The 20,097-nt window shown below is 67.6% G+C and carries 25 protein-coding genes and 1 pseudogene; 9 read left to right on the top strand and 17 right to left on the bottom strand.

Annotation, left to right across the window (positions count from 1 at the left end):
- Positions 1-7 precede the first annotated feature (7 nt).
- Positions 8-574, bottom strand: coding sequence for a hypothetical protein (locus tag ACQKQD_RS28440; RefSeq protein ID WP_427510220.1), 567 nt, complete (start codon positions 572-574; stop codon positions 8-10).
- Between the two features lie 426 nt (positions 575-1,000).
- Positions 1,001-1,849, bottom strand: coding sequence for an outer membrane protein (locus ACQKQD_RS28445; protein ID WP_427510221.1), 849 nt, complete (start codon positions 1,847-1,849; stop codon positions 1,001-1,003).
- 296 nt (positions 1,850-2,145) lie between these two features.
- Here ACQKQD_RS28445 and ACQKQD_RS28450 point away from each other — a divergent pair, with 296 nt between their 5' ends.
- Entirely contained in the window at positions 2,146-2,571 is a 426-nt protein-coding gene (locus ACQKQD_RS28450) for a hypothetical protein (RefSeq protein WP_427510222.1), read from the top strand.
- A 21-nt stretch (positions 2,572-2,592) separates the two neighbouring features.
- Here the strand turns inward: ACQKQD_RS28450 and ACQKQD_RS28455 are convergent, their stop codons facing one another.
- On the bottom strand, positions 2,593-3,810 hold the full coding sequence (locus ACQKQD_RS28455) for an FAD-dependent oxidoreductase (RefSeq protein ID WP_427510223.1): 1,218 nt from the start codon (positions 3,808-3,810) through the stop codon (positions 2,593-2,595).
- A 426-nt stretch (positions 3,811-4,236) separates the two neighbouring features.
- Between ACQKQD_RS28455 and ACQKQD_RS28460 the strand changes: the two genes are divergently transcribed.
- Positions 4,237-4,464 (top strand): hypothetical protein, encoded by a 228-nt coding sequence (locus ACQKQD_RS28460; RefSeq protein WP_063111357.1) that lies wholly within the window; start codon positions 4,237-4,239, stop codon positions 4,462-4,464.
- Between the two features lie 351 nt (positions 4,465-4,815).
- Positions 4,816-5,343 (top strand): DUF4142 domain-containing protein, encoded by a 528-nt coding sequence (locus ACQKQD_RS28465; protein WP_427510224.1) that lies wholly within the window; start codon positions 4,816-4,818, stop codon positions 5,341-5,343.
- A gap of 226 nt (positions 5,344-5,569) precedes the next feature.
- On the opposite strand, the gene ACQKQD_RS28470 is transcribed toward ACQKQD_RS28465, so the two are convergent.
- The 7 genes from ACQKQD_RS28470 to ACQKQD_RS28500 form a co-directional block, all read right to left on the bottom strand.
- A complete protein-coding gene (locus tag ACQKQD_RS28470; RefSeq protein ID WP_170855197.1) occupies positions 5,570-5,737 on the bottom strand; it encodes a hypothetical protein in 168 nt (55 codons plus the stop codon).
- 97 nt (positions 5,738-5,834) lie between these two features.
- Positions 5,835-6,491: a DUF4142 domain-containing protein gene (locus tag ACQKQD_RS28475; protein WP_427510260.1), complete on the bottom strand. Its 657-nt coding sequence runs from the start codon at positions 6,489-6,491 to the stop codon at positions 5,835-5,837.
- Positions 6,492-6,746: 255 nt separating this feature from the next.
- Positions 6,747-6,890 (bottom strand): hypothetical protein, encoded by a 144-nt coding sequence (locus tag ACQKQD_RS28480; RefSeq protein ID WP_427510225.1) that lies wholly within the window; start codon positions 6,888-6,890, stop codon positions 6,747-6,749.
- 145 nt (positions 6,891-7,035) lie between these two features.
- Positions 7,036-7,266, bottom strand: coding sequence for a hypothetical protein (locus ACQKQD_RS28485; protein ID WP_427510226.1), 231 nt, complete (start codon positions 7,264-7,266; stop codon positions 7,036-7,038).
- Positions 7,267-7,519: 253 nt separating this feature from the next.
- Positions 7,520-7,657 carry a hypothetical protein gene (locus ACQKQD_RS28490; RefSeq protein ID WP_427510227.1) on the bottom strand — a complete coding sequence of 46 codons (138 nt, stop codon included), beginning with the start codon at positions 7,655-7,657 and terminating at the stop codon, positions 7,520-7,522.
- A 121-nt stretch (positions 7,658-7,778) separates the two neighbouring features.
- Positions 7,779-8,111: a hypothetical protein gene (locus ACQKQD_RS28495; RefSeq protein ID WP_427510228.1), complete on the bottom strand. Its 333-nt coding sequence runs from the start codon at positions 8,109-8,111 to the stop codon at positions 7,779-7,781.
- Positions 8,112-8,142: 31 nt separating this feature from the next.
- Positions 8,143-8,586 carry a DMT family transporter gene (locus tag ACQKQD_RS28500; RefSeq protein ID WP_427510229.1) on the bottom strand — a complete coding sequence of 148 codons (444 nt, stop codon included), beginning with the start codon at positions 8,584-8,586 and terminating at the stop codon, positions 8,143-8,145.
- A gap of 118 nt (positions 8,587-8,704) precedes the next feature.
- On the opposite strand from ACQKQD_RS28500, the gene ACQKQD_RS28505 reads away from it, so the two are divergent.
- On the top strand, positions 8,705-8,908 hold the full coding sequence (locus tag ACQKQD_RS28505; protein ID WP_091681600.1) for a hypothetical protein: 204 nt from the start codon (positions 8,705-8,707) through the stop codon (positions 8,906-8,908).
- A gap of 227 nt (positions 8,909-9,135) precedes the next feature.
- Here ACQKQD_RS28505 and ACQKQD_RS28510 read toward each other — a convergent pair.
- Positions 9,136-10,293: pseudogene (locus ACQKQD_RS28510) on the bottom strand (IS3 family transposase).
- 689 nt (positions 10,294-10,982) lie between these two features.
- Between ACQKQD_RS28510 and ACQKQD_RS28515 the strand changes: the two are divergent.
- Positions 10,983-11,636 carry a transposase gene (locus ACQKQD_RS28515; RefSeq protein WP_427510230.1) on the top strand — a complete coding sequence of 218 codons (654 nt, stop codon included), beginning with the start codon at positions 10,983-10,985 and terminating at the stop codon, positions 11,634-11,636.
- Positions 11,637-11,685: 49 nt separating this feature from the next.
- On the opposite strand, the gene ACQKQD_RS28520 is transcribed toward ACQKQD_RS28515, so the two are convergent.
- Positions 11,686-12,363, bottom strand: a complete 678-nt coding sequence (locus ACQKQD_RS28520; RefSeq protein ID WP_427510231.1) for a TetR/AcrR family transcriptional regulator — start codon at positions 12,361-12,363, stop codon at positions 11,686-11,688.
- An 81-nt stretch (positions 12,364-12,444) separates the two neighbouring features.
- Here ACQKQD_RS28520 and ACQKQD_RS28525 point away from each other — a divergent pair, with 81 nt between their 5' ends.
- Positions 12,445-13,185, top strand: coding sequence for a glucose 1-dehydrogenase (locus ACQKQD_RS28525; protein WP_020094818.1), 741 nt, complete (start codon positions 12,445-12,447; stop codon positions 13,183-13,185).
- A 147-nt stretch (positions 13,186-13,332) separates the two neighbouring features.
- Here ACQKQD_RS28525 and ACQKQD_RS28530 read toward each other — a convergent pair whose 3' ends face one another.
- Both ACQKQD_RS28530 and ACQKQD_RS28535 read right to left on the bottom strand, forming a co-directional pair.
- A complete protein-coding gene (locus ACQKQD_RS28530; protein WP_042675022.1) occupies positions 13,333-13,842 on the bottom strand; it encodes a lipocalin-like domain-containing protein in 510 nt (169 codons plus the stop codon).
- Between the two features lie 173 nt (positions 13,843-14,015).
- Positions 14,016-14,762 carry a glucose 1-dehydrogenase gene (locus ACQKQD_RS28535; RefSeq protein ID WP_427510232.1) on the bottom strand — a complete coding sequence of 249 codons (747 nt, stop codon included), beginning with the start codon at positions 14,760-14,762 and terminating at the stop codon, positions 14,016-14,018.
- A 106-nt stretch (positions 14,763-14,868) separates the two neighbouring features.
- Between ACQKQD_RS28535 and ACQKQD_RS28540 the strand changes: the two genes are divergently transcribed.
- Complete coding sequence (locus ACQKQD_RS28540; protein ID WP_020094821.1) at positions 14,869-15,225, top strand: ArsR/SmtB family transcription factor; 357 nt, start codon at positions 14,869-14,871, stop codon at positions 15,223-15,225.
- 108 nt (positions 15,226-15,333) lie between these two features.
- Here the strand turns inward: ACQKQD_RS28540 and ACQKQD_RS28545 are convergent, their stop codons facing one another.
- Positions 15,334-16,293, bottom strand: coding sequence for a UDP-glucuronic acid decarboxylase family protein (locus tag ACQKQD_RS28545; protein WP_427510233.1), 960 nt, complete (start codon positions 16,291-16,293; stop codon positions 15,334-15,336).
- 18 nt (positions 16,294-16,311) lie between these two features.
- A complete protein-coding gene (locus tag ACQKQD_RS28550; RefSeq protein ID WP_427510234.1) occupies positions 16,312-18,186 on the bottom strand; it encodes a hypothetical protein in 1,875 nt (624 codons plus the stop codon).
- 356 nt (positions 18,187-18,542) lie between these two features.
- Here ACQKQD_RS28550 and ACQKQD_RS28555 point away from each other — a divergent pair, with 356 nt between their 5' ends.
- Both ACQKQD_RS28555 and ACQKQD_RS28560 read left to right on the top strand, forming a co-directional pair.
- Positions 18,543-19,208 carry a PAS domain-containing protein gene (locus tag ACQKQD_RS28555; protein WP_427510235.1) on the top strand — a complete coding sequence of 222 codons (666 nt, stop codon included), beginning with the start codon at positions 18,543-18,545 and terminating at the stop codon, positions 19,206-19,208.
- Positions 19,209-19,366: 158 nt separating this feature from the next.
- On the top strand, positions 19,367-19,573 hold the full coding sequence (locus ACQKQD_RS28560; RefSeq protein WP_427510236.1) for a hypothetical protein: 207 nt from the start codon (positions 19,367-19,369) through the stop codon (positions 19,571-19,573).
- Positions 19,574-19,692: 119 nt separating this feature from the next.
- On the opposite strand, the gene ACQKQD_RS28565 is transcribed toward ACQKQD_RS28560, so the two are convergent.
- Positions 19,693-20,061, bottom strand: a complete 369-nt coding sequence (locus ACQKQD_RS28565; RefSeq protein ID WP_020094826.1) for a response regulator — start codon at positions 20,059-20,061, stop codon at positions 19,693-19,695.
- Positions 20,062-20,097: the final 36 nt, after the last annotated feature.

The following is a 20,097-nucleotide window of genomic DNA, read 5'->3' on the forward strand; positions in this document are numbered from 1 at the left end:
GTGACCGTCAGGCGGCATCATCCGGTGCCCCTCTCCGCCGGCGCAAGGTGCGACGCGAGCCCAGCGGACGCGGCTCCGTGTACGTCCAAGGCATGGTGCCGTTCGGTCGACGCGGGATCTTCACGTCGTCCGCGTGCCGCCCGGGGCACTTCCCCTTGCCGCCGCCTTCGCGCCAAGCACGGTATTCTCGGAGGTATACCCACTCCACCCGGTCCCGATCGGCCCTCACGAGCATGTCAGCCAGGACGCGGCGGGCTTCGTCCGTGTTGAAGTGCGCATGCCGCAATAGCTCGACGATCAGGTCTTGGAGGTGCTGCATCAGGGCAGCGTTGGGGCCGGATGCGGTGCACGTCAGGATTGCGTGCAGAGCCGCGCGGGCGACGTCGTCGCGGCTGGGCGTCCCGGCCGCGCGCCGAGCGGCCTTGCGCTGGGCTTCGACCTTCGCGTGGGCGTTCAGATCCTCGCCGCGAGTCCGAGGCATGCCCTTGCGCGACAGGCGCCGTCCGGGGGTCCAGTCGGGCTTCTTCGGCCCCTCTTTAGGGGCGCTGTTCGGGTCGTGGTCGTTGCTCGACATGGTCCGCCTCCGCTTGAGAGGCCTCCCATTGATACGACACCGACGAAAAACCCAAACGGCCCGGGGGTTGGCCGATCACCGTGTGACCGACGGAAACAGCCGGTGACGTCTTCCAGGTCAGCCGGTGACGCTCAGGGCGTTACGGATCCAACTCGCCATAACGGTCTGGCGAGTTGCGAGGACGTCATGTCGAGCCATGGACAGGGGATCGGATCCGCTCGGACGGCTCTTGCAGAACGAAGAAACACCCCAGGAGCTTGCGCTCCCAGGGTGCTGCCGACCTCGCGGCCAGTTTGATCGGGCTGGGGATGCGAAGGTCAGCCGATCGGCTGCTCTTCGGCGGCAGAAGGCGATGAGGAGGACCAACTACCCCTCGCCCGCCGCCGCATCTCCCGGCACAGCCGCCGGGAGCAGCGCGATCGGATCTCAGTAGGAGCCGAACTTGTAGTTCAGGCCGGCGCGGACGACGGCGAACTGGTCGTCGCGACGACCGACACCGCTGTAGACGACCGGGGTGTTGGTCGCGCTGTTGATCACGAACGCGCCCTGGTTACGGGTGCCGCGGTCGAGGTTCACGTACAGACCTTCCACCTTCAGCGTCACGGCGCTGGAGCGGAAGAAGTTCAGGAACGAGTCGGTGGGCAGGGCGTACTCGATGCCGCCGCCGGCGGCCCAGCCGGTGCGGAAGCTGTCGTTGCCGCGGAAACCACCGAAGGAGCGGTCAGCGCTGCCCGAGCCGTAGGCGAAGCCGCCGGTGCCGTACACGAGGGTGCGGTCGAAGGCGTAGCCGAGGCGGCCGCGCACGGTGCCGAAGAAGTCGAGGCTGGAGAGGCCGCGCGGGTCGGTGACGTAGTAGCCGGGGGCGACGCCGCCGGCGACGAAGGCGTTGTTCCGGTTACGGCCGAAGTCGAGGTACTGAGCGTCGGCCTCGAAGCCGATCACGACACCCGAGCCGGGCGTGAACTGGTAGTTGTAGCCGATCTGGCCACCGCCGGAGAAACCGTCCTGGCTGCGGTTGCGGAAGGTCACCGCGACCGGGGCTCCGCTGACGGTGTAGCCACCCGCACCACCCGGGACGATGAAGGTGTTGCCGGTCTTACGGTCGCTGGCGTCGAAGGCGTAGCCGGCGTTGATACCGAAGTAGGCGCCGGTCCAGGTGAAGACCGGGACGGGGGTGAACACCGGCGGCGGCGCGGCGCGGCGCGGAAGGTCGGCGGCCGAGGCGGCGGCGGTGAGGGCCGTGAAGGCGGCCAGCGAGGCCAGGAGCTTGGTCATAACGGAAAGTCCAAATTTCGATCTGGGTGTATGGCTACCGGTCCGTGATGAAAATAGCTGTAGTTTTACGGACACACCATTCGGTGACGAGGTAGGACGGCTTAGTAAATCGAATATGAATGCGCCCGATATCGGCACAATACATCACCTGACACTCAGCCGGTCGCCAGAACATCTCAGAAGCGTTTTGGTTGCAGTCCGCCGCCACGTCGCCTGGAAGCTGTGGCCGAACGGCTACAGGATGGGGTAGGCGGTTCGCTGCAGAGTAGGCCCCCCACTGGGTTTTCAGCCCCGTCATGCCGATCCGGCCCGAGCACCGCTTCTTCTGTCCCATTAATTGGGCGCAGCTCTCGGCCGTGATCCGGTTCGGGCGGGCGAAAGGCTGCTGCGAAGGTTGCGGGCGTCCGCACGGGCGGTTGGTCTACCACCTCGGCGATGGGCGCTGGTGGGACGCGGACGCCAGCCAATGGCGTGATGGTTGGGGGCGTCGGATCCGGATCTCGGTAGAAGCCGATATCCTCAGGCAGGCACGTCGGACTCGGGTTGTGCTAGCCGCCGCCCATCGGGACCACGACACCTCGAACAACGCAGACGCCAACCTCGCGGCCTTCTGCCAGCGATGTCACATGATCCACGACCGGCCGGAGCTTAAGCGCAGGCGTTGGCGCACGCTGTTTCGGCGGAAGGCGCTCGGAGACCTATTCGGTGGACCCTACGTGTGATGGGAGGAGCGAACCGGGTCTTCAACTACCAGCCAGCATCAAGGCGTGAGCCACGGACGCTACAGCCTTCCATCCATCCCGCGCGGCATAGGCTGCAGTACGGGCGACGCGGTTGCGCAGACGCCGAGCCCGCCAGACCGCACCGCTCTCGACGGCAAGGCTGCGGGCGTAGCGGCTGAGGCGCAGGCTCTCCGCGTCGCAGGCCTTCTTGACCAGATCGCCGTAGAAAGCCGCGATCTTGTCCCGGCCCATGCCCGGCGTAGCGAGCCAAGCGGGCACATGGACGTTGGCGAGCCGGTCGACATCGGTGAGGAGCTTGCCGACCCCGGTCCCGGGGATCGGGCAAGCAGTCTGGAAGGCGTCGCCGATCACCACCAACCCGTCGCGCTCTACTTCCTCGGTCCGAACGAGGTCGATAGGCCGGATCTCTAGGGGCCCAGCGACCGCGAGGTCAGGGCAGGCGGCGGGCAGGCGCGGCATCGTCGCTCGCAGGGTGGCCGCCGGATCCCGCCGCAGATCAGCGACCCAGGTGTCGCCGGGATCGCGGTAGCAGAACAGGTTGGCCCGCATGACGTGGCCGAGCGGGAATAGAGTCAGGTAGGCATCGCGGCCACCGAACCGCTCGGAGAAGTAGGTGAGCGCCGGGAAGGGAAAGCTGTCTCGTGGCGCCGCCATGTCGAAGCCGACCGCGAGCGAGTGTCGCGGGCTGAGAACGCGCCGGCTGAGGCCAGCCTTGGCATGCAGAGCCTGCCCCAGCCCGGTGGCGAGCACCACGAGACGTGCCTCAATCTGGCGCCCATCGCTCAGGGACAGCACTTGGCGTTCCGGACCAAGGTCGAGATCCGCGACCCGAACAGGCCTAAGTAGCCCCTCGGGCAGCGCGTCCCGGACGGCGCGGACCAGCACAGGGTAGGGCGCGCCCCACTCGCAGGCGACTTCTCGATAGGCGAGACGACCGTATCGAATTACCGCGACCTCCTTAGTAGCGGTAGTGTGCGCTACCAGCGTGGGGCCGAAGCCGAGGCCCTCGAACAACGCCATCTGGCGGGCCCCAAATTTCTCTGCGCGGAAGTCGCGACGCTCGCTGACGTGTCCGGCCTGAGTGTCAATCAGGGCGACTTGGATCCCTCGGCGAGCTAGAGCCCCGGCAAGGCAACTCCCGGCAAGGCCAGCCCCAATCACAGCAATATCTAAGCGATCGGATTGTCTGTTGATCACGATAGATCTGCTTGGCACCATGACCGTCGTGACGCGTCATGTGACCGAGTTAGGCTATGCTACAGCCGGATTGTCCTTTTGTCCCGGCGACCTGCTCGGCTGATGCTGCGCGTGGAGAGGTGCCACCCGTCCCTGACCGCCGCGGCACTAGAGTAAACGAACGGTTCACCAACTCGGCGCAATTGCTCGGATCGCCTCGATCCTACCGCGATGTGACGACGTTCTACCGGCACCGCCACCGGAGACACGCTGCCATGCTGATCCTCAATCCGCTCACCGGACAGATGGTCGAGGTGCGTGTTCCCCGGCCAGGGCCGAGGACCGCCTGATCCTCCTGGCAATGCGAGCCCACGCATAGCCATCCCCCCGGCCGCGAGCGTGCGACCGGGTGCCAGCAGCCACAGCCCCGCGGCATAAGCCCCGCCCGTCGTGAACCCCAGCGAACCGATGACCCTGGCCGACCTCGACAAGCCCGCTGAACTCACCGTGTGGCCCGGCCATGCGCCGGCTCACGTCGCCGACGCTCGCAGCTTCTCGACACTGCGCGCGGCGCTGGCCGCTGCAGCCGAGGCGATCGACGCGGAGGACGCGAAGCCCTGGATCATCACGGAGAGCGGCGACATCTTGGCGCCCAACTGGATCAGGGCCAACACCGGTACATCACGCCTGCAATAATGGGCCGTGAGCCGGCGCTTGCGTTGTCCAGTTCCCTCGCCGCGCCGACCCTCGCGCGACTGCCCGGCCTAGGCATCACGGGCGATCCCCGGGGAACTGGCCCGGTTGCGCCTGTCGTCGCGTGCTTACCAGCTGCATGCCGTGCGGTGTCGCGAACGCCTCCGGCACATCAGCAGGGGGAAGCTTTGCTGTAGCAGGTGTGTGCGCTGTCGTCGCCTACTACAACTAGGCTAAGCCTTGGGGATCGAAACGTAGGCCAAGGACCAACGGCTACGGGCAGAGCACCGGATGCCCCGTGCGGAACGGCATCGGCGCTGCGCGGTTTCCTGAAACAAATCAGGAGGAACCGTCATGAAGAAGCTCGCCATTGTAGCTGTGTGCCTAACTTTCACCGGCCCAGCGCTCGCCGAAAGTGTGTCCGAGAAAACTGGCCTAAACTCGTTAGTCGGCGCCAGTCCGAATACGCAGGACTTTGTCACCCAGGCTGCCATCAGCGATATGTTTGAAATTCAGTCGAGCAAGCTTGCTCAAGAAAAGAAAGATGCCAAGGCAAACGAATTTGCTAACAAGATGATCGCTGACCATACGACCTCGAGTGACGCCATTAAAGCCATGGTTCAAAGTGGCAAGGTGAAGGCAGATATTCCGGGATCTCTCGACAGCAAGCACCAGAGCATGCTTGATAAACTCAAGGGTCTGAACGGCGACGATTTCGAGAAGCAGTATCGCTCCGATCAAATTTCTGGCCACAAGGACACGGTCGACTTGTACAAGCGCTATGCCAAGAGCGGTGATAACGCGGACCTGAAGGCGTTTGCAGAGAAGACGCTGCCGATCGTTGAGCACCATCAGAAGATGGCCGAGGATCTCGCCAAGTAAGGCCCACGGACCCGGGTAACCCCACCGAGTGGTGTGCGGTGGGGAACAGCTTGGTGTCTCGTCAGCGGGCTCATTGTTGCCAAAGAACAGTGAGCCCGTTGCCGGGCTGAGCATCTGCGCCCGATACGCAGATAGGCCAGTCGCGCACGGTCTCGCGCGGGGGCAAGGTCTACTCGATGAATACCGGCCGGATCGGCCGGCAGCAGCCCGAACCCGCGCCTGCCGATCAGCCGCCTCCGATGCCGGTCGTGACCTTGCCGGTGCCCTTGCATTCCGGACAGCGCTCGCCATTGAGCTTGCCCGTGCCGCTGCAGGCCGGGCAGAGGTTCTCGCCGGTTCCAGGCGTTCCCGGGGGTGCTTCGTCGCCGGGTTTTGTGGGGTCTGTATCGTCCATCGGTTCCTCCCTTTATGGGAAGAAACCGAGGGTCTCAGCCGCCGTTCCTGCCCCCGTCTTCGCAAGAGCCAATCACTTCCCGCGATGACCCGCCCTGTTAGCCAGCTGTCCGGCCCTGCATCCGCGACAGCTGCGAGATGTGCAGGTTGATCAGCGGCAGCGCGCCCCGGGCGATACGGCGCAGGCCAGGATCCTCGCCGGACTGGGCGTACGAGCCATGGATAGCAAGCGCCTCCTGGTGACCCTGCAGCGAGTTGGCCACGAAAGTGGCATCGTACTGCGGTCCCGGCGGCATCGCGGTCAACTGGGACAGGATCTGCGCCTTCTGAGCGTCCGTCGTCATGCCGCTGGGCGGCGGTGCAATACCGAGCGCGCCGCCCGCCACGCCAGCAGCCGTGCCAACTGCAGCCCCGGCAACGGCCACCGGCGCAGCAACGAGGCCGCCAATCAAGCCGCCGGATCCAGCCGGCACAGCTGCTATTGGAGCGCCACCGGTGTAGGGGCCGAGTTTGCGGGAGAGATTGACCTGCTCAATCACCTCGGCCCGGGAGAATTTCTTGACCATCGGGCTCGTGGTCTTCTCGTGGGCGTCGCGGGCGGTGTTCTCAAGGAACATGCCGCCGGTGGTCGCCATCTGAAGATAGACGCTCGACGGGATCGCACCGGCCGGTGTGACCTGGGCGACAGCGGTGCGGGTGATCGCCAGGGCCGCTGTGGCGCCCAGCATCGTGGTGAGGACTTCGCGACGGTGCATCATGAGACGACTCCGGGTCGTGAGAGAGGACACCGAGGCGCCAAACGTCGCTGTGGTGCCATCCCGCGAACCAGACGGCCCAGTCCCGGTATCCCGGCGTTGGAGCGGCTGGGACAAACCGCCACGCGGATCCAAACGTGCCGTGGACCGGCCGCTCGGCCCCGCCCCGATCTGCTCACGGGGCGGGGGAGCGTCCGATCTCACCAGCGTAGGCCGATACGCAACGCAGCCTGACTAGATGATGCCCAGATCCGATCAGTGAGCCGTCATCCGGGCAGGCTTGGAGCTGTACTGGAATAGGCCACGCAGGAGCCGGAAGGGCAGCCGCACTAGCTTGTAGAGAGCATGGGCGGCCATAACGGCGAGGACAGCGAGAAGCGCCAGGATGGTGTTCAGCATGCGGTGCGCCCTCTGACGGAGAGAAATCAGCGGTCCACCACCGCCGGTGGGCCCAAGAGGCGCGCCGAACACGGCGAGATCGTGAAGCACACCTGCAGTTCACAGGCCGGGCAGCTATTGAGGCTGTGCCGGCCGTCCTACACCGTTAGCGAGCGAGGGCGTCGGCGGGGCCACCGGCATGCTGACCCGAGTAGCGATAGGCCAGGGCAGGCCGGAAGTGGGTCACCGAGATCTCCGGCAGGACCACCGAGGCATTGCTGGCGTAGCCCGAGTACGCTGAAGCCGGATAGGGGCTGTGCTTGCTGTCGATGCCCTGGGCCAGGGCGGGCGTAGCAACAGCAACCAGGGCGGCAGCGGCGAGCAGATGCAGCTTCATGACAATCTCCATGCGGGTTCGTTTGACTTCACGGGGAAGCCATCCGGTCAGTCGGGTCGCGTGAGGAAGATCGTCGGTTCGGCGGTCTTGATTGCGGCGGCTGTGCTTGGCCGGCTGTGACCTCTCAACGGCATACTCTGCCAATCGTTCGCCAGGTTTTGTGCGCCGCGACACATCCCGGGGCATCGGCTAGCTACTGGCGCTATTCAGCGCCCTCGGATGCGAAGGCGAGGCTGAAAACCTCGCTTCGCCATCAAGCGCAGTCTTGACCGGCTATTTCATCGATGGCTTGAATTTCCTGGGCCCATTCCTCGTAGAGTTCGAGGCAGATAATAAAAATTCCGCACGAGATCGCGATGATTACAGCCGACCAAAAAATCGTATCCAGCATGATTGCCTGCCGATATTTCACCTCCTAACCAATTCTTATGGGTCATGGTTAACAATCGATTAAAGTGCTTGATCCACGCAGCTCGATTTTGACCCCGCGGCCGCTGGTGAGCTGTGCTGGTTCAGCCCGGCGGGTCCTTAATTGCGGTATCGGGCTGCATGACTTCGAGAAGCCGGAGCATCTGATCGATGTGGCCCAGCCCGTGGATCGCGTCGACACACAGGTCAGCGTTGATCCGGTCGATCTGTGCGTTCCCGCTGGACGGGCGTGATTGAAGGTCGTCGATCACTGCCACTAGCTCAGACCGCTTCGCCTGGATGCTTCCCAGCAGCAGACTGATCCTCGCGGCCGTGAGGGTTGTCGCTCCGCCGCCAGCCAGCATCTCCGCGGCTGTGGCGTCGAGGCTTTGGAGCGCGGATCCCTTCAACGGCAGAGGTACAACCGATGCAGTCATTTGTTCGCCCTAGCTTGAGCGGCATGTGCGGTCAGAACAGGGCGACCAACGCCACGCCGGCGACCATCAGGACAGCTCCGAGTATTCGCCAGAGGCTTGCCGGATGCACAGGAAAGCCGACCCAGCCGTAGTTGTCGAGGACGAGGGAGGCGGCGACGCCCACGGTCACGATGATGCCCAGGAACGAGGCGGCGCCGATGGCCGGCGAGGCGTAGAGCTGCGCAAGGATCAGCAGCACGCTGAACAGGCCGCCGAGCCACGCCCACCAGGGCACCTGAGTCAGTTGCTGTCCGGTCGGTACCTCAAGCTTGCCGATGGCGAGGCCTCCCAGCAGCAGCGCGACCGTACTCACAAGCAGGGTAATCAGCCCCGCCGTGACAGGGAGGCCGAGCGACTTGGATAGGGTCGCGTTTAGCCCGGGCTGGATCGCGTTCGCGACGCCGGCGAGGATGGTGAGACCGTAGAGGAAAAGCATGCTGGGCTAGCACGCGAGCACGTAGCTAAGGTCCGCAGGAAGGCGAAGACGCGGGCTTCTGCCGCAGTACCGATACGGTGCCGCTCAGGGTTGGTCGGGAGCCAACCCAGGAGACAGCATGGCGGACAAGGCTGACGTGACGACCTACACGGTGAAGCAGGCGCTGGCTGCGAAGGTCGGCGATCACATCGAGATCGCGATCGAGGCCCAGGATGGCACTAAGCTGAAGCTCAAGGCGACAGCCGACCAGCTCGACGCCCTGGTGGGCGACCTAGAGACGATCCTAGACGGTGACGACGCGGAGGTGGAGGCGGCCGAATAGCGATCTGCGGCCGTCTGAACCGTCGGAGAGGATGCCACTCCGCAATCTCGGAGTGGCGTCACTGGGAATGCCGGCCCCTCAGGGTGGATCCTGTTATAGGTCAGCGTACTCGCATCGATGGGCGGCGATCTGCCCCTGCAGTTCCAAAATTCGGATGCGATTGTTGCGGACGACGCCGCGCATAGCCACTGACCTGGCCGGTATTTTGGCCCGGGCCGAGTAGGAGGCTACTGCATGGTAGCGGTCATGGGTAGCCGGAAGGGCAGATCTGGGCAGCTGACAGGCGCAGGTGGCCGATAGCCAAGCGACGAGTGCGGTCGGACGCGGTTGTAGGTGGATTGCCACAGACCAATCACGATCTGCGCTTCCTTCAGCGAATAGAAGATCTCTTGGCGTAGGCACTCGTCGCGCAGCTTGCCGTTGAAGCTCTCACAGTACCCGTTCTCCCACGGCGATCCCGGTGCGATGTACTGGATCTGCGAGCCAGCTTTGGCGACCCATTTGCGCAGCGCCTTCGAGATCATCTCAGGGCCATTGTCGCAGCGGATGTGCTCCGGGATGCCGTGCAAGCACATGGCGTCGGCCAGTGCCTCGATCACACCGAGGCTGTTGATCCGCCGCGCCACCTTCAGCGCGAGGCACGCCCGGCTGTGCTCGTCGATCAGCGTCAGGATGCGCAAGGTTCGGCCGTCGTGCGTCTGGGCCTGCACGAAGTCGAAGCTCCAGACGTGGTTGCGGCGGAGCGGGCGCAGCCGTTTGCCCGAGCCGTCGTTCAGCCAAAGCCGGCTGCGCGGCCGATGCTTCTGCGGGACCTTCAGCCCCTCGCGACGCCAGATGCCCTCATCCTGAGGTTCTCGAAGGATGAACCCGGTCCTTGCCCACCTGCCACCCTGCCGCCGCGCGGTGACGCGGCGATAGCCATAGCGCCCGTACTCGGACGCCAGGGCGATGATGGCGCGAGTCAGCTCATCCTCGTCCGCCAACAAGGTCGGCACGTAGCGTTGCGTGCCGCGGTGCTGACCGACGATCCGGCAGGCGTGACGTTCGGAAGAGACCGTACTTCTCCCGGATCCCGTCCACCGCCAGCCGGCGTCGCTCGGGGGCTATAAGTTTCCAGAGGCGACGTCCGCCAGCACCTGATCCTCCAAGGATAGATCGGCTACCAGCCGCCGCAGCCGTGCGTTCTCGCGCTCCAGGCTCTTCATCTTCCTGGCCTGATCGACTTGGAGACCGCCGTACTCCTTGCGCCAGCGGTAATAGCTCTGCTCGGAGATCTCCGCCTCCTTGCACGCCAACGCCAAGCTCTTGCCCTGGGTCGTCTGCACCTCGATCTGGCGCAGCTTCAGCACCACCTGCTCCGCACTCGTCTTCTGACCTCGCCGCACGTCCAACTCCCTCGGTCCCAACTGATCCTCTCAATCAGCCCGGTCCAAAGCCAGCCGGTCAGGTCACTCTGCCGCGAGCGCGGCCTCTTGGCCAAGCGTGGCCGCCAGCACACAGACGCGACCCACGTCCTCGGTGCGGTCCGCAGCCTCAACCGCCTCGGCTGCGCCATCGAGACCTTGCAGGCCGCCCTGAACGCCCTGGCTGTCGTCGCGCCGGACTGGCTACGGGCCCATACGGATCCGAACTGGATCGAGCGCTACGGCTGCTCCATCAACGACTTCCATATCCCGCAGGGCGAGACGGCGCGCCGCGCCTGCGCGAAGGCGATCGGTGACGACGGGCACCGGCTGCTTGCAGCCGTCGACACCAAGGCTACACCGGGCTGGCTGCGCAACGTCCCCGCCATGGTGGTCCTTCGCCGCGTCTGGCTGCAGAACTTCCAAGTCGCCGAACCACCGACCGGAGGCTCGGAGGTAGACGGGCGGATCCGCTGGCGGACGGAGGCCGAGGGCATCCCAGCGGCCCTGACGATGGTCGCCTCGCCCTACGATCCGCACGTGCACTACGCCAAGAAGCGCGCGACCACGTGGATCGGTGACACCGTCCACCTGACCGAGACCTGCGACGACGCCCAGTCGCCGCTGATCGTCCAAGTCGCGACGACAGCGGCCCCGATCGTGGACCGGGGATGCTCGACCTGTTGCACGCGGCGCTGGCGACGAAGGACTTGCTGCCGGCACGCCGTCTCGTCGACGCCGACGGTCTCGTGGCCGCCGCGCGTGATCACGACGTCGTCCAGACCGGACCGGTATCGAAGGACAACCAGTGGCAAGCGCGTACCGAGGGCGCCTTCACCATCGAAGCCTTCCACCCCGACTGGGATCGGAAGATCGCGACCTGCCCGGCGGGACATGACAGCCGGAGTTGGCATCCCAATCACAATCTCGGTCGCACGGTCATACGAATTCGGTTCGCGGCACAGCACTGCCGAGCCTGCAGCGTGAAGCCTCGCTGCACCCGCTCGCAGCGCCGTCTACTGACCCCGCGCTCGCGTGAGGAACACGATGCGCTCGTCGCGGCACAGCCGCGAGAGACCTCGTCGGCCTTCGCAGTTGACCGGCGACGGCGCGCTGGCATCGAAGGCACGCTCTCACGCGGCGTACGGACGATGGGCCTGCGTCGCAGCCGCTATCTCGGTCTGGCCAGGACGCATTTGCAGCACCTGCTGACCGCGAAGGCGATCAATCTCGGCCGCCTTGCCGCCTGGATTGGCGACACGCCCGCTGGTCGAACCCGACGCTCTGCATTCGCACGCCTCATGGCTCGGCCAACGGCCGCGTAGGAATTCGCCAGCAGTATCTTTCTCGAGGCAAGCCCAGCATCCACACACGTCATCGGAGCGGACGGTCGCCCTCACCTCCGACGCGCGCGTCCCACCCCGCCATCGTCAGCCGGGCGACGGCCTCGAGCTCCTCCCGGGTCGCGCCGTCGCGGGCCTGGAGCGACATGCCGTTCTGCACCGTGAGCACGAAGCGGGTGAGTGCGGCGACGTCGACGGCGGCGCCGATCTCGCCCGCCGCGACCGCGCGCGCGAGCCGCTCCGCGACCCGTCGGCGTCCCTCGGCGCGGGCCGCGCGCAGCAACGCGCCGAGCTCCGCCTGTCCCTCGCTGCCGGCAGCCGAGAGCGTCACCATGCAGCCGAGCGGCTCGATGCGGCCGCAGGCGCCGGTGAGCGCGGCGGCCGAATCCATCAGGAGCGCCTCGACGGCCTCGCGCGCCGATGCGGCAGCGTCGAAGTTGGCCCAGACCATCCCGCCGTACCGGTCGCCGTAGTGGCGCAGCGCCTCGGCGTAGAGCGCCTCCTTCGAGCCGAACGCCGCGTAGAGGCTCGGCGACCCGATCCCCATGGCCGCGGTGAGATCCGAGATGGATGTCGCGGCGAAGCCGCGGCGCCAGAACAGCTGCATCGCCTGATCGAGCGCCGCCTCCCGGTCGAAGGCGCGGGGCCGGCCGCGACCGCGGGCGGGCGCGGCCCGGTCCCCTGCCTGGATCGAAGCGGATTTTTGCATCGATCGTTATATAAACCGCTTGACCCGGGCCGGCAACGCATCTAGCCATTTCTGTGTCGTTCATTACAGAAAGAGGCGGACGTGAGTGAGCTGGCAGGCAAGCGCGCCCTGGTGACGGGCGCATCACGCGGCATCGGTGCGGCCATCGCCCTGGCGCTCGCGGACCGGGGCGCGGACGTCGCCATCACGTACGAGCGGTCCGCCGAGCGGGCGGCCGAGATCGTCCGCGCCATCGAGGCGAAGGGCCGCCGCGGGCGCGCCATCCAGGCCGACAGCGCCGACGCCGCGGCGGTGAAGCGCTCGGTCGACGAGGCGGCCGAGAGCCTCGGCGGGCTCGACATCCTCGTCAACAACGCCGGCATCGCCCGCGGCGGCCCCGTCGCGGAGATGAGCCTCGCCGACATCGACGCCATCCTGGACGTCAACGTCCGCTCCGTCGTGCTGGCGTCGCAGGCGGCCATCCCGCACCTGAAGGAGGGCGGCCGGATCATCTCCATCGGCTCCTGTCTCGGGGAGCGGGTCCCGTTCCCCGGGGTGACGGTCTACTCCATGTCGAAATCCGCCCTGCTCTCGTTCACGCGGGGTCTGGCGCGCGAACTCGGGCCGCGCGCCGTCACGGTGAACCTCGTGCAGCCGGGATCGACCGACACCGACATGAACCCGTCCGACGGGGCGCAGGCGGACATGCAGCGGGCGATGACCGCCCTCGGCCATTACGGGACGCCGGACGATATCGCGGCCGCGGTGGCCTTCCTGGCGAGCCCGGCCGCGCGCCAGATCACCGGCACCACCCTCACGGTCGACGGCGGCGCCAACGCGTGAACCTCCGCGGCGGACCGCCGGACGCGGGCTCCGTCGCGTCGGTCCGCCGATGGCCGCCCCGCCCCCGGTCTCGGGGCGGCCCACCTGCGCGGCCCTCCTGCGCGGCCCTCCAGGGCCGAAGCCCCGGGTCGCGCGCACGGCTCCGGCTCAGCGGACGCGCTCCCACGTGATGGCGATCCGCGTGCCGTCCGGGCGCCGGAAGCTCTCGCTCAGCCGGTCCCCCTCGACGGTCAGGCGAAGCTGCTCGGTCGTGCGCACGTCGCCGACCCAGTTCGGGAAGGTCGAGCCCTCGACGCGGTTGCCGCTGAACGCGCCGTCTGCGTCCACCGTGTAGGTGCCGAAGAACCCGATGCTGCCGGCCATGGCCGCCCGGTTCTCCTCCGCGGTCCCCTGACCGCGCGCGCTCGAGGCGAACCGGGGAATGTCGGCGTCCGTGAGCACCTCGACGAAGTGCATGTCGCGCGTGAACACCAGCAGCCCGCTCGGGCGCGCGCCGTAGGCCGGCGCGTTGCGCCCCTCCGGATCGAGCCGCGCGGACACCATACGCCACGTCCCCAGCACTTGGTTGGCGGGCTCGGCTCTGGCGGTCGATGCCGCCGCGAGCGCTGTCACGAGCGCCGCCGCGAGCACGGCCAGTCCCCATCTCGATCGGATCATCCCTCCCCTCCCCTTCTGCCCGCGGCAGGCACCGCGACCGACATGGACGGCGCGGCGCTCCACCCTAGCCGCCCCCGTGGACGAAGACGCCGTCGTCGTCGCGTCGTTGTCTCCGCGACGCTGCCCCGGCACGCGGTCGGGCACCGACACGCGCGCAGGGGCAGCATCGTGGATCAGCGGATGCCGCCGCTGGCCGTGATGTTCTCGCCGGTGAGCCAGCGCGCGTCGTCCGAGGCGAGGAAGGCCACGACGGTGGCGATGTCGTCCGGCTCACCGGCCCGGCCGAGGGGCGTCTGCGCGACCATCCCGGCCTCCATCTCCGAGCCGGAGATCCCGGCCGCGTGCGTGCCCTCGGTGACCACGTAGCCTGGGCTGACGACGTTCACGCGGATCTTGCGCGGCGCCAGCTCGTTGGCGAGCACCCCCGAAATGGCGTTCACCGCCCCCTTGGTCCCCGCGTAGACCGCGGCCGCCGGCGTGTGGACGTGCGTGATCGCCGAGGAGACGTTCACGATGCTCCCGCCCTCGCCGAGATGCTTCGCGGCCGCCCGCGTCGCCAGCAGGACGCCGAGCACGTTGACGTCGAACTGGCGGCGGTAGTGTTCCTCGGTGACCTCCTCGATCGCCGCGAACTCGTAGACGCCGGAATTGTTGACCAGCACGTCGAGCCGCCCGAACGCGCGGATCGCGGCCTCGATCACATCCTGCGCCTCGGACGCTCGGGACACGTCGCCCTGGGCCGCGACGGCCCTGCCGCCGGCGGACGTGATCGCGGCCACGACGGCGTCGGCCCCTACCCTGCTGGACGCGTAGTTCACCACCACGGCGGCGCCGTCCCGCGCCAGCGCCTTGGCGATCCCCGCACCGATGCCCTTCGATGCCCCGGTCACGACGGCGACCTTGCCCGCAAGCTTCGACATGTGTCCTATCTCCGACATGGGCCGGCCGCGGGATGGCGGCCTGAGTCCCATAGTTCGGAACTTCGGAACTAACGGAGCGTCGTTCAAGACCCCATATGGACGAAAGATGAGACCGCTGTTTCACCCCGCCATCGAGGACGTGCGACCCGAGGCCATCCTGCACGCCCTCGCCGACCCGAGCCGCGCGGCCATCTTCGCCAGGATCATGCGGGCGGGATGCGTCGAGGCCTGCTCGGCCGTGTCGGCGCTCGGGGACCGCGTCATCCCGAAATCCTCGTTGTCCAACCACTTCAAGGTCCTGCGCGAGGCCGGGTTGATCCGCAGCGAGCGTCACGGCGTCGAGGTGCGCAACCATTCCCGCTGGGCCGAGGTGGAGGCGCGCTTTCCCGGCCTGCTGATGGGCATCATCAACGCCTACGCGGCGGAGGCCGGCCCCGCCGCAGAGGCTGCCGGACCGCGATAGGGGCCAGGCCCGGGTCGGCCGCCGCGGACGCCCCGAGCGCGCACGGCCGCTCGCCCGGAGCGGCCGGCGGTCGGTCAGGACCGATGCCGCCGAGACACGCGCGCCGGATCAGCGCGGCCCGATCGGCTCCGAGGCCAGCAGCGTCTCGAAATACGCGATGGTTCTCATGAGCCCGTCCCGCAACGGCACGGTCGGGCGCCAGTCGAGGAGTTGCGCGGCCAGGGCGATGTCGGGCCGCCTCTGGCGCGGGTCGTCCACCGGCAGCGGGGCGTGCACGAGCTTCGAGCGCGAGCCCGACAAGTCGACGACGAGTTCGGCGAGCTGCCGGATGGTGAACTCGTCCGAGTTTCCCAGATTGACGGGGCCGGTGATCTCCGCGTCGGTGGCCATCATCGCCTGCACCCCCAGGACCAGGTCGTCGACGTAGCAGAACGAGCGGGTTTGATGCCCTTCGCCGAAGATCGTGATCGGCGCGCCGCGCAGGGCCTGGACGACGAAGTTGGAGACGACCCGGCCGTCGCTGGGATGCATGCGCGGGCCGTAGGTGTTGAAGATCCGCACCACCTTGATCGGGACGCGGTGCTGCCGGTGATAGTCGAAGAACAGGGTCTCGGCGCAGCGCTTGCCCTCGTCGTAGCAGGAGCGCGGGCCGAGGGGATTGACGTTCCCCCAGTAGCCCTCGGGCTGCGGGTGCACGAGCGGATCCCCGTAAACCTCCGAGGTCGAGGCCTGGAGGATCGGCACGCGGAGCCGCTTCGCCAGCCCCAGCATGTTGATCGCCCCCATGACGCTGGTCTTGGTCGTCTGGACCGGGTCGAACTGGTATTGGATCGGGGATGCCGGGCAGGCGAGATTGTAGATCCGATCCACCTCGACGAAGAGCGGGTGCGTGACGTCGTGCCGTATGAGCTCGAAGCGCGGATTGTCGAACAGGTGGGCGATATTGCTCTTCCGGCCCGTGAAGAAATTGTCGACGCAGAGCACCTCGTGGCCCTGCTCCAGCAGGCGCTCGCTGAGGTGCGAGCCGATGAAGCCGCCGCCGCCGGTGATCAGGATCCGATCGCTCATCCGTGATGCTCCCGGCGCTCAGAGCCTGGCCGCGTCGGTGGCGGCGCGGGTCCTGAAGAGGGTGAGCCGTCTCAGCCAGTGCGGGCGCGCGGCGCGCCGCTTCGGCAGGTTCTGCTCGACGAAGCCGGCGAACTCTTCGAGGTCGAGATCGAAATCCTCGCGCTCCCGGCTGCCGGGGACATGCAGGGCGTTGGTCGAGGTGTCGAGGTCCGTCACCCGCTCGGCGGGAAAGTAGTGACAGGCCGACACGTTCTCGCGAAAGATCTCGGTGTCGTAGATGCGCAGATCGTCCTTCCCGCTGAGCACGGATCGGCTCGATATGACGCATCCGGGCGCGTTGGCGACCCACTTATACTTGGCGAGTCCGGCCCCGAAATGCGTCACGAACAGGTGGGTGTGGAGCGCGGCCACGAGGCTCGCCCCCATCGAGCAGGGCACGAGCGGCATCAACTCCACGTTGGAGACATCGGCGACCCGTGCGCGGAGCGCCCCGATCAGGTCGAGCTCCTTCCGGACGATGGACGGCACGGTCCCTTCCGCGGGCACGAGGCTCTCGCAGTAGCTCTCGACGTAGCCGCCCTCCGCGCCCGCGAGCGTGTTGTGCCCGTCGACGATGACGAGGAACCTCTCGCCGCGCCTCCGGCCGAGGCGTCGGATCAGCGCCACGTAGCCGTCGAGCTGCCGGACCCACTGGCGGTTCTCCAGACGCAGCCCGATCAGGACGATCGTGGCCCGGCGCGCCGCGTCCGTCAGGCGGGCATCGAGCGCGGGTTCCGCGCTCCGCGCCAGGGCCGCGAGACGATCCGCCAGTCGCTGGCTCACGCGGTAGGACCGGAAGGGCAGGAAGGTCGCCACGCCGGCGACGGCAGCCTGCAGCAGGGGCAGCGGGCCTTCGATCCCGCGATACACGTGCCCGGCGAGCTCCGGGAAGACGGCGTCGACCGGAGAGATCGGCTCGTTGCAGCTCGCGAACAGGAACACCGCCGGCGCGCGACCGAGCGACAGCACGTCGTCGACCGCGCCCAGCTCGTTCCAGATGGCGTGACTGATGTGCGCGTGCTCGAAGACCACCCCGACGCGCGTCGACCGCGCCGCGCCGTCGATCAGCGCCGGCAGGAGGTACTGCCGCCACAACCGGACCTGCACCAGGGTCGCGGCGTCGAACCCGACGCTTCCCAGGTTCGGCCGGGCGTAGGCCGTGTTGGCGCGAACGTCCAGCAGGGCCGATGCGAGGCGCGAGTTCTTGCCGATCAGCGTGCACAGCGTCTCGTTCCGGTCCGCCGCGTAGCCGACAAAGCGGAAGCCCGGCATGGGCAGGTAGATCGAGAAGCGCAGATCGCCGCCGTCCGGATGGGCCGTCTCCTGGCCGCCGCGCGCGACGATCGCCTTCGTCACCAGTTCGGGCAGGTGGGGCGGAGCCCCCGCCGGTGCGGCGTTGAGGCGTGCCAGCGCCGCGTGCATCGCCTGCGCCCGCGGATCGGAACCGCCGCCCGTGACGACCCGGACAGCGTGCTCCGGGCTCGCGGCAGCCGCGCGCGCGAGGGCTTCGATCAGGAGGTGGAGATCCTCGATCATGGCCCGCGTGTTCGACGCGTCGCCGTCGTCGGTGTGGAGCGCCTCGGCCTGCCAGTCGAGCGGGCCGGCGCCGTCCCACGGCGCGGCGAGGAAGTCCGCAGCGCAGAACGCCAGCGGTGTGCCGTCCGGGTTCAGGAATCGGAACGCGCGCGCGTCGTTCGGACCCAGGAGCGCGACCACCGTGGCGCGCCTGCCGAGATCGATCAGACCCAGGACATCCCAGTCGGGCTCCGTCGGGGCAGGCGCGACGAGCCGACCATCGCGGCTCGCGACCGCCTCGCCCGATCGCTGCAGCCTGCGGGTGTGGCGGATGATCATGGGCGCCCGTCCTCGATAGCTCCGTCCGGGTTTGTCGAAGTTCGGGCGTTGCCACAAGGAGGCCCTTGGGCGCGCCCCCGGAACAGGCCGATCCGATCGGATGCGCCCGACGCGCCCGCAGCGGACCCGCGTCCCGTCGACGGGGTGAAGGCGGCCCGCGATAACCTGTGCCACGAACATAGCAGAGCGGGGGGCCGCGGCGCGCTTCGATCGATGACGGCGTTGTCGGGTCGCCGGGAGCACTGACACATTGTTGCGGCGGCGCCGAGGAGTTCTTGCCGCGCGTCGCGCCGATCCTGGCCGACACGATCTGCTGCAGAGAGTTGTATATCTGCGGGTCACACCGATACTAGAAGTTGCTAAATTTCCGGCACGGGCGGTATGATACTGGTACCGAATATCGATTTTGGTATATCGCTACCAGAGATCGGGTTTGTGCGAACCGATTTGCGCCGGAGGAGGCCAGGCTGTTGCAGACTACGGCTGATCTTGCATTGCGCGCGGCCGGCTATGTCGGCGCCTGGACAGCGGACGTGTCGGCGGGACAATCCCTCCTCGACGAGGGGACGGCGGCGCTGCTCGCCGGGGATGCGACCCTGGCCGGGCGCCCGCTGCCCATCGAGATCGCCCTTCGATGCACCCATCCGGACGATCGCGACTGGGTCTTCGCGCGCATCGCCCGGGTGCGCCAGACCGGCGGCCCCGTCTCGGCCGAGTACCGCGTCCTCACGGACGGCGGCGAGGTTCGATGGGTTCTCGACCGTGGCAGTCTCACGCCCGATCTGGCTGGACGGATGCGCGGTCGCGGCATCATCATCGACACCACGGACAGCCACCGCGGCCCCTTCCTTCCGAGCGCGGCAAGCGATCTGCCGGCGGACGACCCGATGGTCCTCGCGGTCGATCACCTCCTGCAGGCGCGCGCGGCGATCGTCGCGATGGGCCACCAGCGGCTGCAACAGGTGTCGGATCTGGCGCTCTTCGAGGTCGGGCGAGCGCTGGCGCGGCGCGCTCGGGCGTAGCCGGACGGTCCTGCCCGCGGGACGCCGGCGCGGATCTCCCCGGATTGCCACGGACGCGAGTCAGTGTTCGAGGGCGTGTGCCGGAGCACGGTCGGCGGCCTCGGCCCGTGAGAGCTTACCGAAAGGCCGAGAGATCAGTATTCCCGGTGGAGGCTCCGATGGCTGATGCTGCGATCCGCGAGACGATACACCTCGACGAAGGCGACGTGATCGTCCTGCTCCCCGGCAACCTGTCCCCGGCCAGCATCGGCCTGCTCCAGGCCAAGCTCGACGGTTTGGCCACGGACCTGAACGCGCGGTGCCTGGAGGAAAGCCGCGCTTCCCTCTCGGGATTGGCCGGGCTGGCCGCCTTCCTCGCGAGCTGAGGCCGCTCAGACAGCGCAGCACGGGCCGTTCTCGACCGTGCTGCGACGGCTGGAGGACAGGTGCCGCCGGGCGAGCCAGCCGCGACACGCCCCCTTGCCCGACCCGGTCGGGAGCGGCCCTAGTGCAGGTGCAGGGCCTTGAGCGCCTTGCGCACCAGTTTCTCCCCGCAGGGCTTGGCGATGAAATGGGCCTCCTCGGGCAGCGCGGTCGCCTCGCGCGGATCGCAGCCCGAGCAGACGATGATCCGGGTCTCCGGCCAGCGTGCCCGGACGGCGTGCGCGAGCGCGCGGCCGTCCATCGTGCCGGGCATGTTGATGTCGGTGTAGAGCAGGACGGCCCCGTCACATGCCTCCAGATGCTGGAGCGCGCCCTGGGCGTGTTCCGCCTCCAGCACCTCGAACCCCAACGCCGTCAGCATGTCGGCCGCGACGAGGCGGCTGAACTCTTCGTCCTCGGCGAGGACGGCGATGGGGCGAGGTCCTGACATGCAGCGGCAACTGCATCGCCGGGTCGCCTGTTTCAG

It is taken from the genome of Methylobacterium sp. NPDC080182 (assembly GCF_050281105.1).
Lineage (GTDB): Bacteria > Pseudomonadota > Alphaproteobacteria > Rhizobiales > Beijerinckiaceae > Methylobacterium.

Coding starts and splice junctions, on each gene's coding strand:
- ACQKQD_RS28440 (WP_427510220.1), bottom strand. CDS start 574: ATGTCGAGCAACGACCACGACCCGAACAGCGCCCCTAAAGAGGGGCCG.
- ACQKQD_RS28445 (WP_427510221.1), bottom strand. CDS start 1,849: ATGACCAAGCTCCTGGCCTCGCTGGCCGCCTTCACGGCCCTCACCGCC.
- ACQKQD_RS28450 (WP_427510222.1), top strand. CDS start 2,146: ATGCCGATCCGGCCCGAGCACCGCTTCTTCTGTCCCATTAATTGGGCG.
- ACQKQD_RS28455 (WP_427510223.1), bottom strand. CDS start 3,810: ATGGTGCCAAGCAGATCTATCGTGATCAACAGACAATCCGATCGCTTA.
- ACQKQD_RS28460 (WP_063111357.1), top strand. CDS start 4,237: ATGACCCTGGCCGACCTCGACAAGCCCGCTGAACTCACCGTGTGGCCC.
- ACQKQD_RS28465 (WP_427510224.1), top strand. CDS start 4,816: ATGAAGAAGCTCGCCATTGTAGCTGTGTGCCTAACTTTCACCGGCCCA.
- ACQKQD_RS28470 (WP_170855197.1), bottom strand. CDS start 5,737: ATGGACGATACAGACCCCACAAAACCCGGCGACGAAGCACCCCCGGGA.
- ACQKQD_RS28475 (WP_427510260.1), bottom strand. CDS start 6,491: ATGCACCGTCGCGAAGTCCTCACCACGATGCTGGGCGCCACAGCGGCC.
- ACQKQD_RS28480 (WP_427510225.1), bottom strand. CDS start 6,890: ATGCTGAACACCATCCTGGCGCTTCTCGCTGTCCTCGCCGTTATGGCC.
- ACQKQD_RS28485 (WP_427510226.1), bottom strand. CDS start 7,266: ATGAAGCTGCATCTGCTCGCCGCTGCCGCCCTGGTTGCTGTTGCTACG.
- ACQKQD_RS28490 (WP_427510227.1), bottom strand. CDS start 7,657: ATGCTGGATACGATTTTTTGGTCGGCTGTAATCATCGCGATCTCGTGC.
- ACQKQD_RS28495 (WP_427510228.1), bottom strand. CDS start 8,111: ATGACTGCATCGGTTGTACCTCTGCCGTTGAAGGGATCCGCGCTCCAA.
- ACQKQD_RS28500 (WP_427510229.1), bottom strand. CDS start 8,586: ATGCTTTTCCTCTACGGTCTCACCATCCTCGCCGGCGTCGCGAACGCG.
- ACQKQD_RS28505 (WP_091681600.1), top strand. CDS start 8,705: ATGGCGGACAAGGCTGACGTGACGACCTACACGGTGAAGCAGGCGCTG.
- ACQKQD_RS28515 (WP_427510230.1), top strand. CDS start 10,983: ATGCTCGACCTGTTGCACGCGGCGCTGGCGACGAAGGACTTGCTGCCG.
- ACQKQD_RS28520 (WP_427510231.1), bottom strand. CDS start 12,363: ATGCAAAAATCCGCTTCGATCCAGGCAGGGGACCGGGCCGCGCCCGCC.
- ACQKQD_RS28530 (WP_042675022.1), bottom strand. CDS start 13,842: ATGATCCGATCGAGATGGGGACTGGCCGTGCTCGCGGCGGCGCTCGTG.
- ACQKQD_RS28535 (WP_427510232.1), bottom strand. CDS start 14,762: ATGTCGAAGCTTGCGGGCAAGGTCGCCGTCGTGACCGGGGCATCGAAG.
- ACQKQD_RS28540 (WP_020094821.1), top strand. CDS start 14,869: ATGAGACCGCTGTTTCACCCCGCCATCGAGGACGTGCGACCCGAGGCC.
- ACQKQD_RS28545 (WP_427510233.1), bottom strand. CDS start 16,293: ATGAGCGATCGGATCCTGATCACCGGCGGCGGCGGCTTCATCGGCTCG.
- ACQKQD_RS28550 (WP_427510234.1), bottom strand. CDS start 18,186: ATGATCATCCGCCACACCCGCAGGCTGCAGCGATCGGGCGAGGCGGTC.
- ACQKQD_RS28560 (WP_427510236.1), top strand. CDS start 19,367: ATGGCTGATGCTGCGATCCGCGAGACGATACACCTCGACGAAGGCGAC.
- ACQKQD_RS28565 (WP_020094826.1), bottom strand. CDS start 20,061: ATGTCAGGACCTCGCCCCATCGCCGTCCTCGCCGAGGACGAAGAGTTC.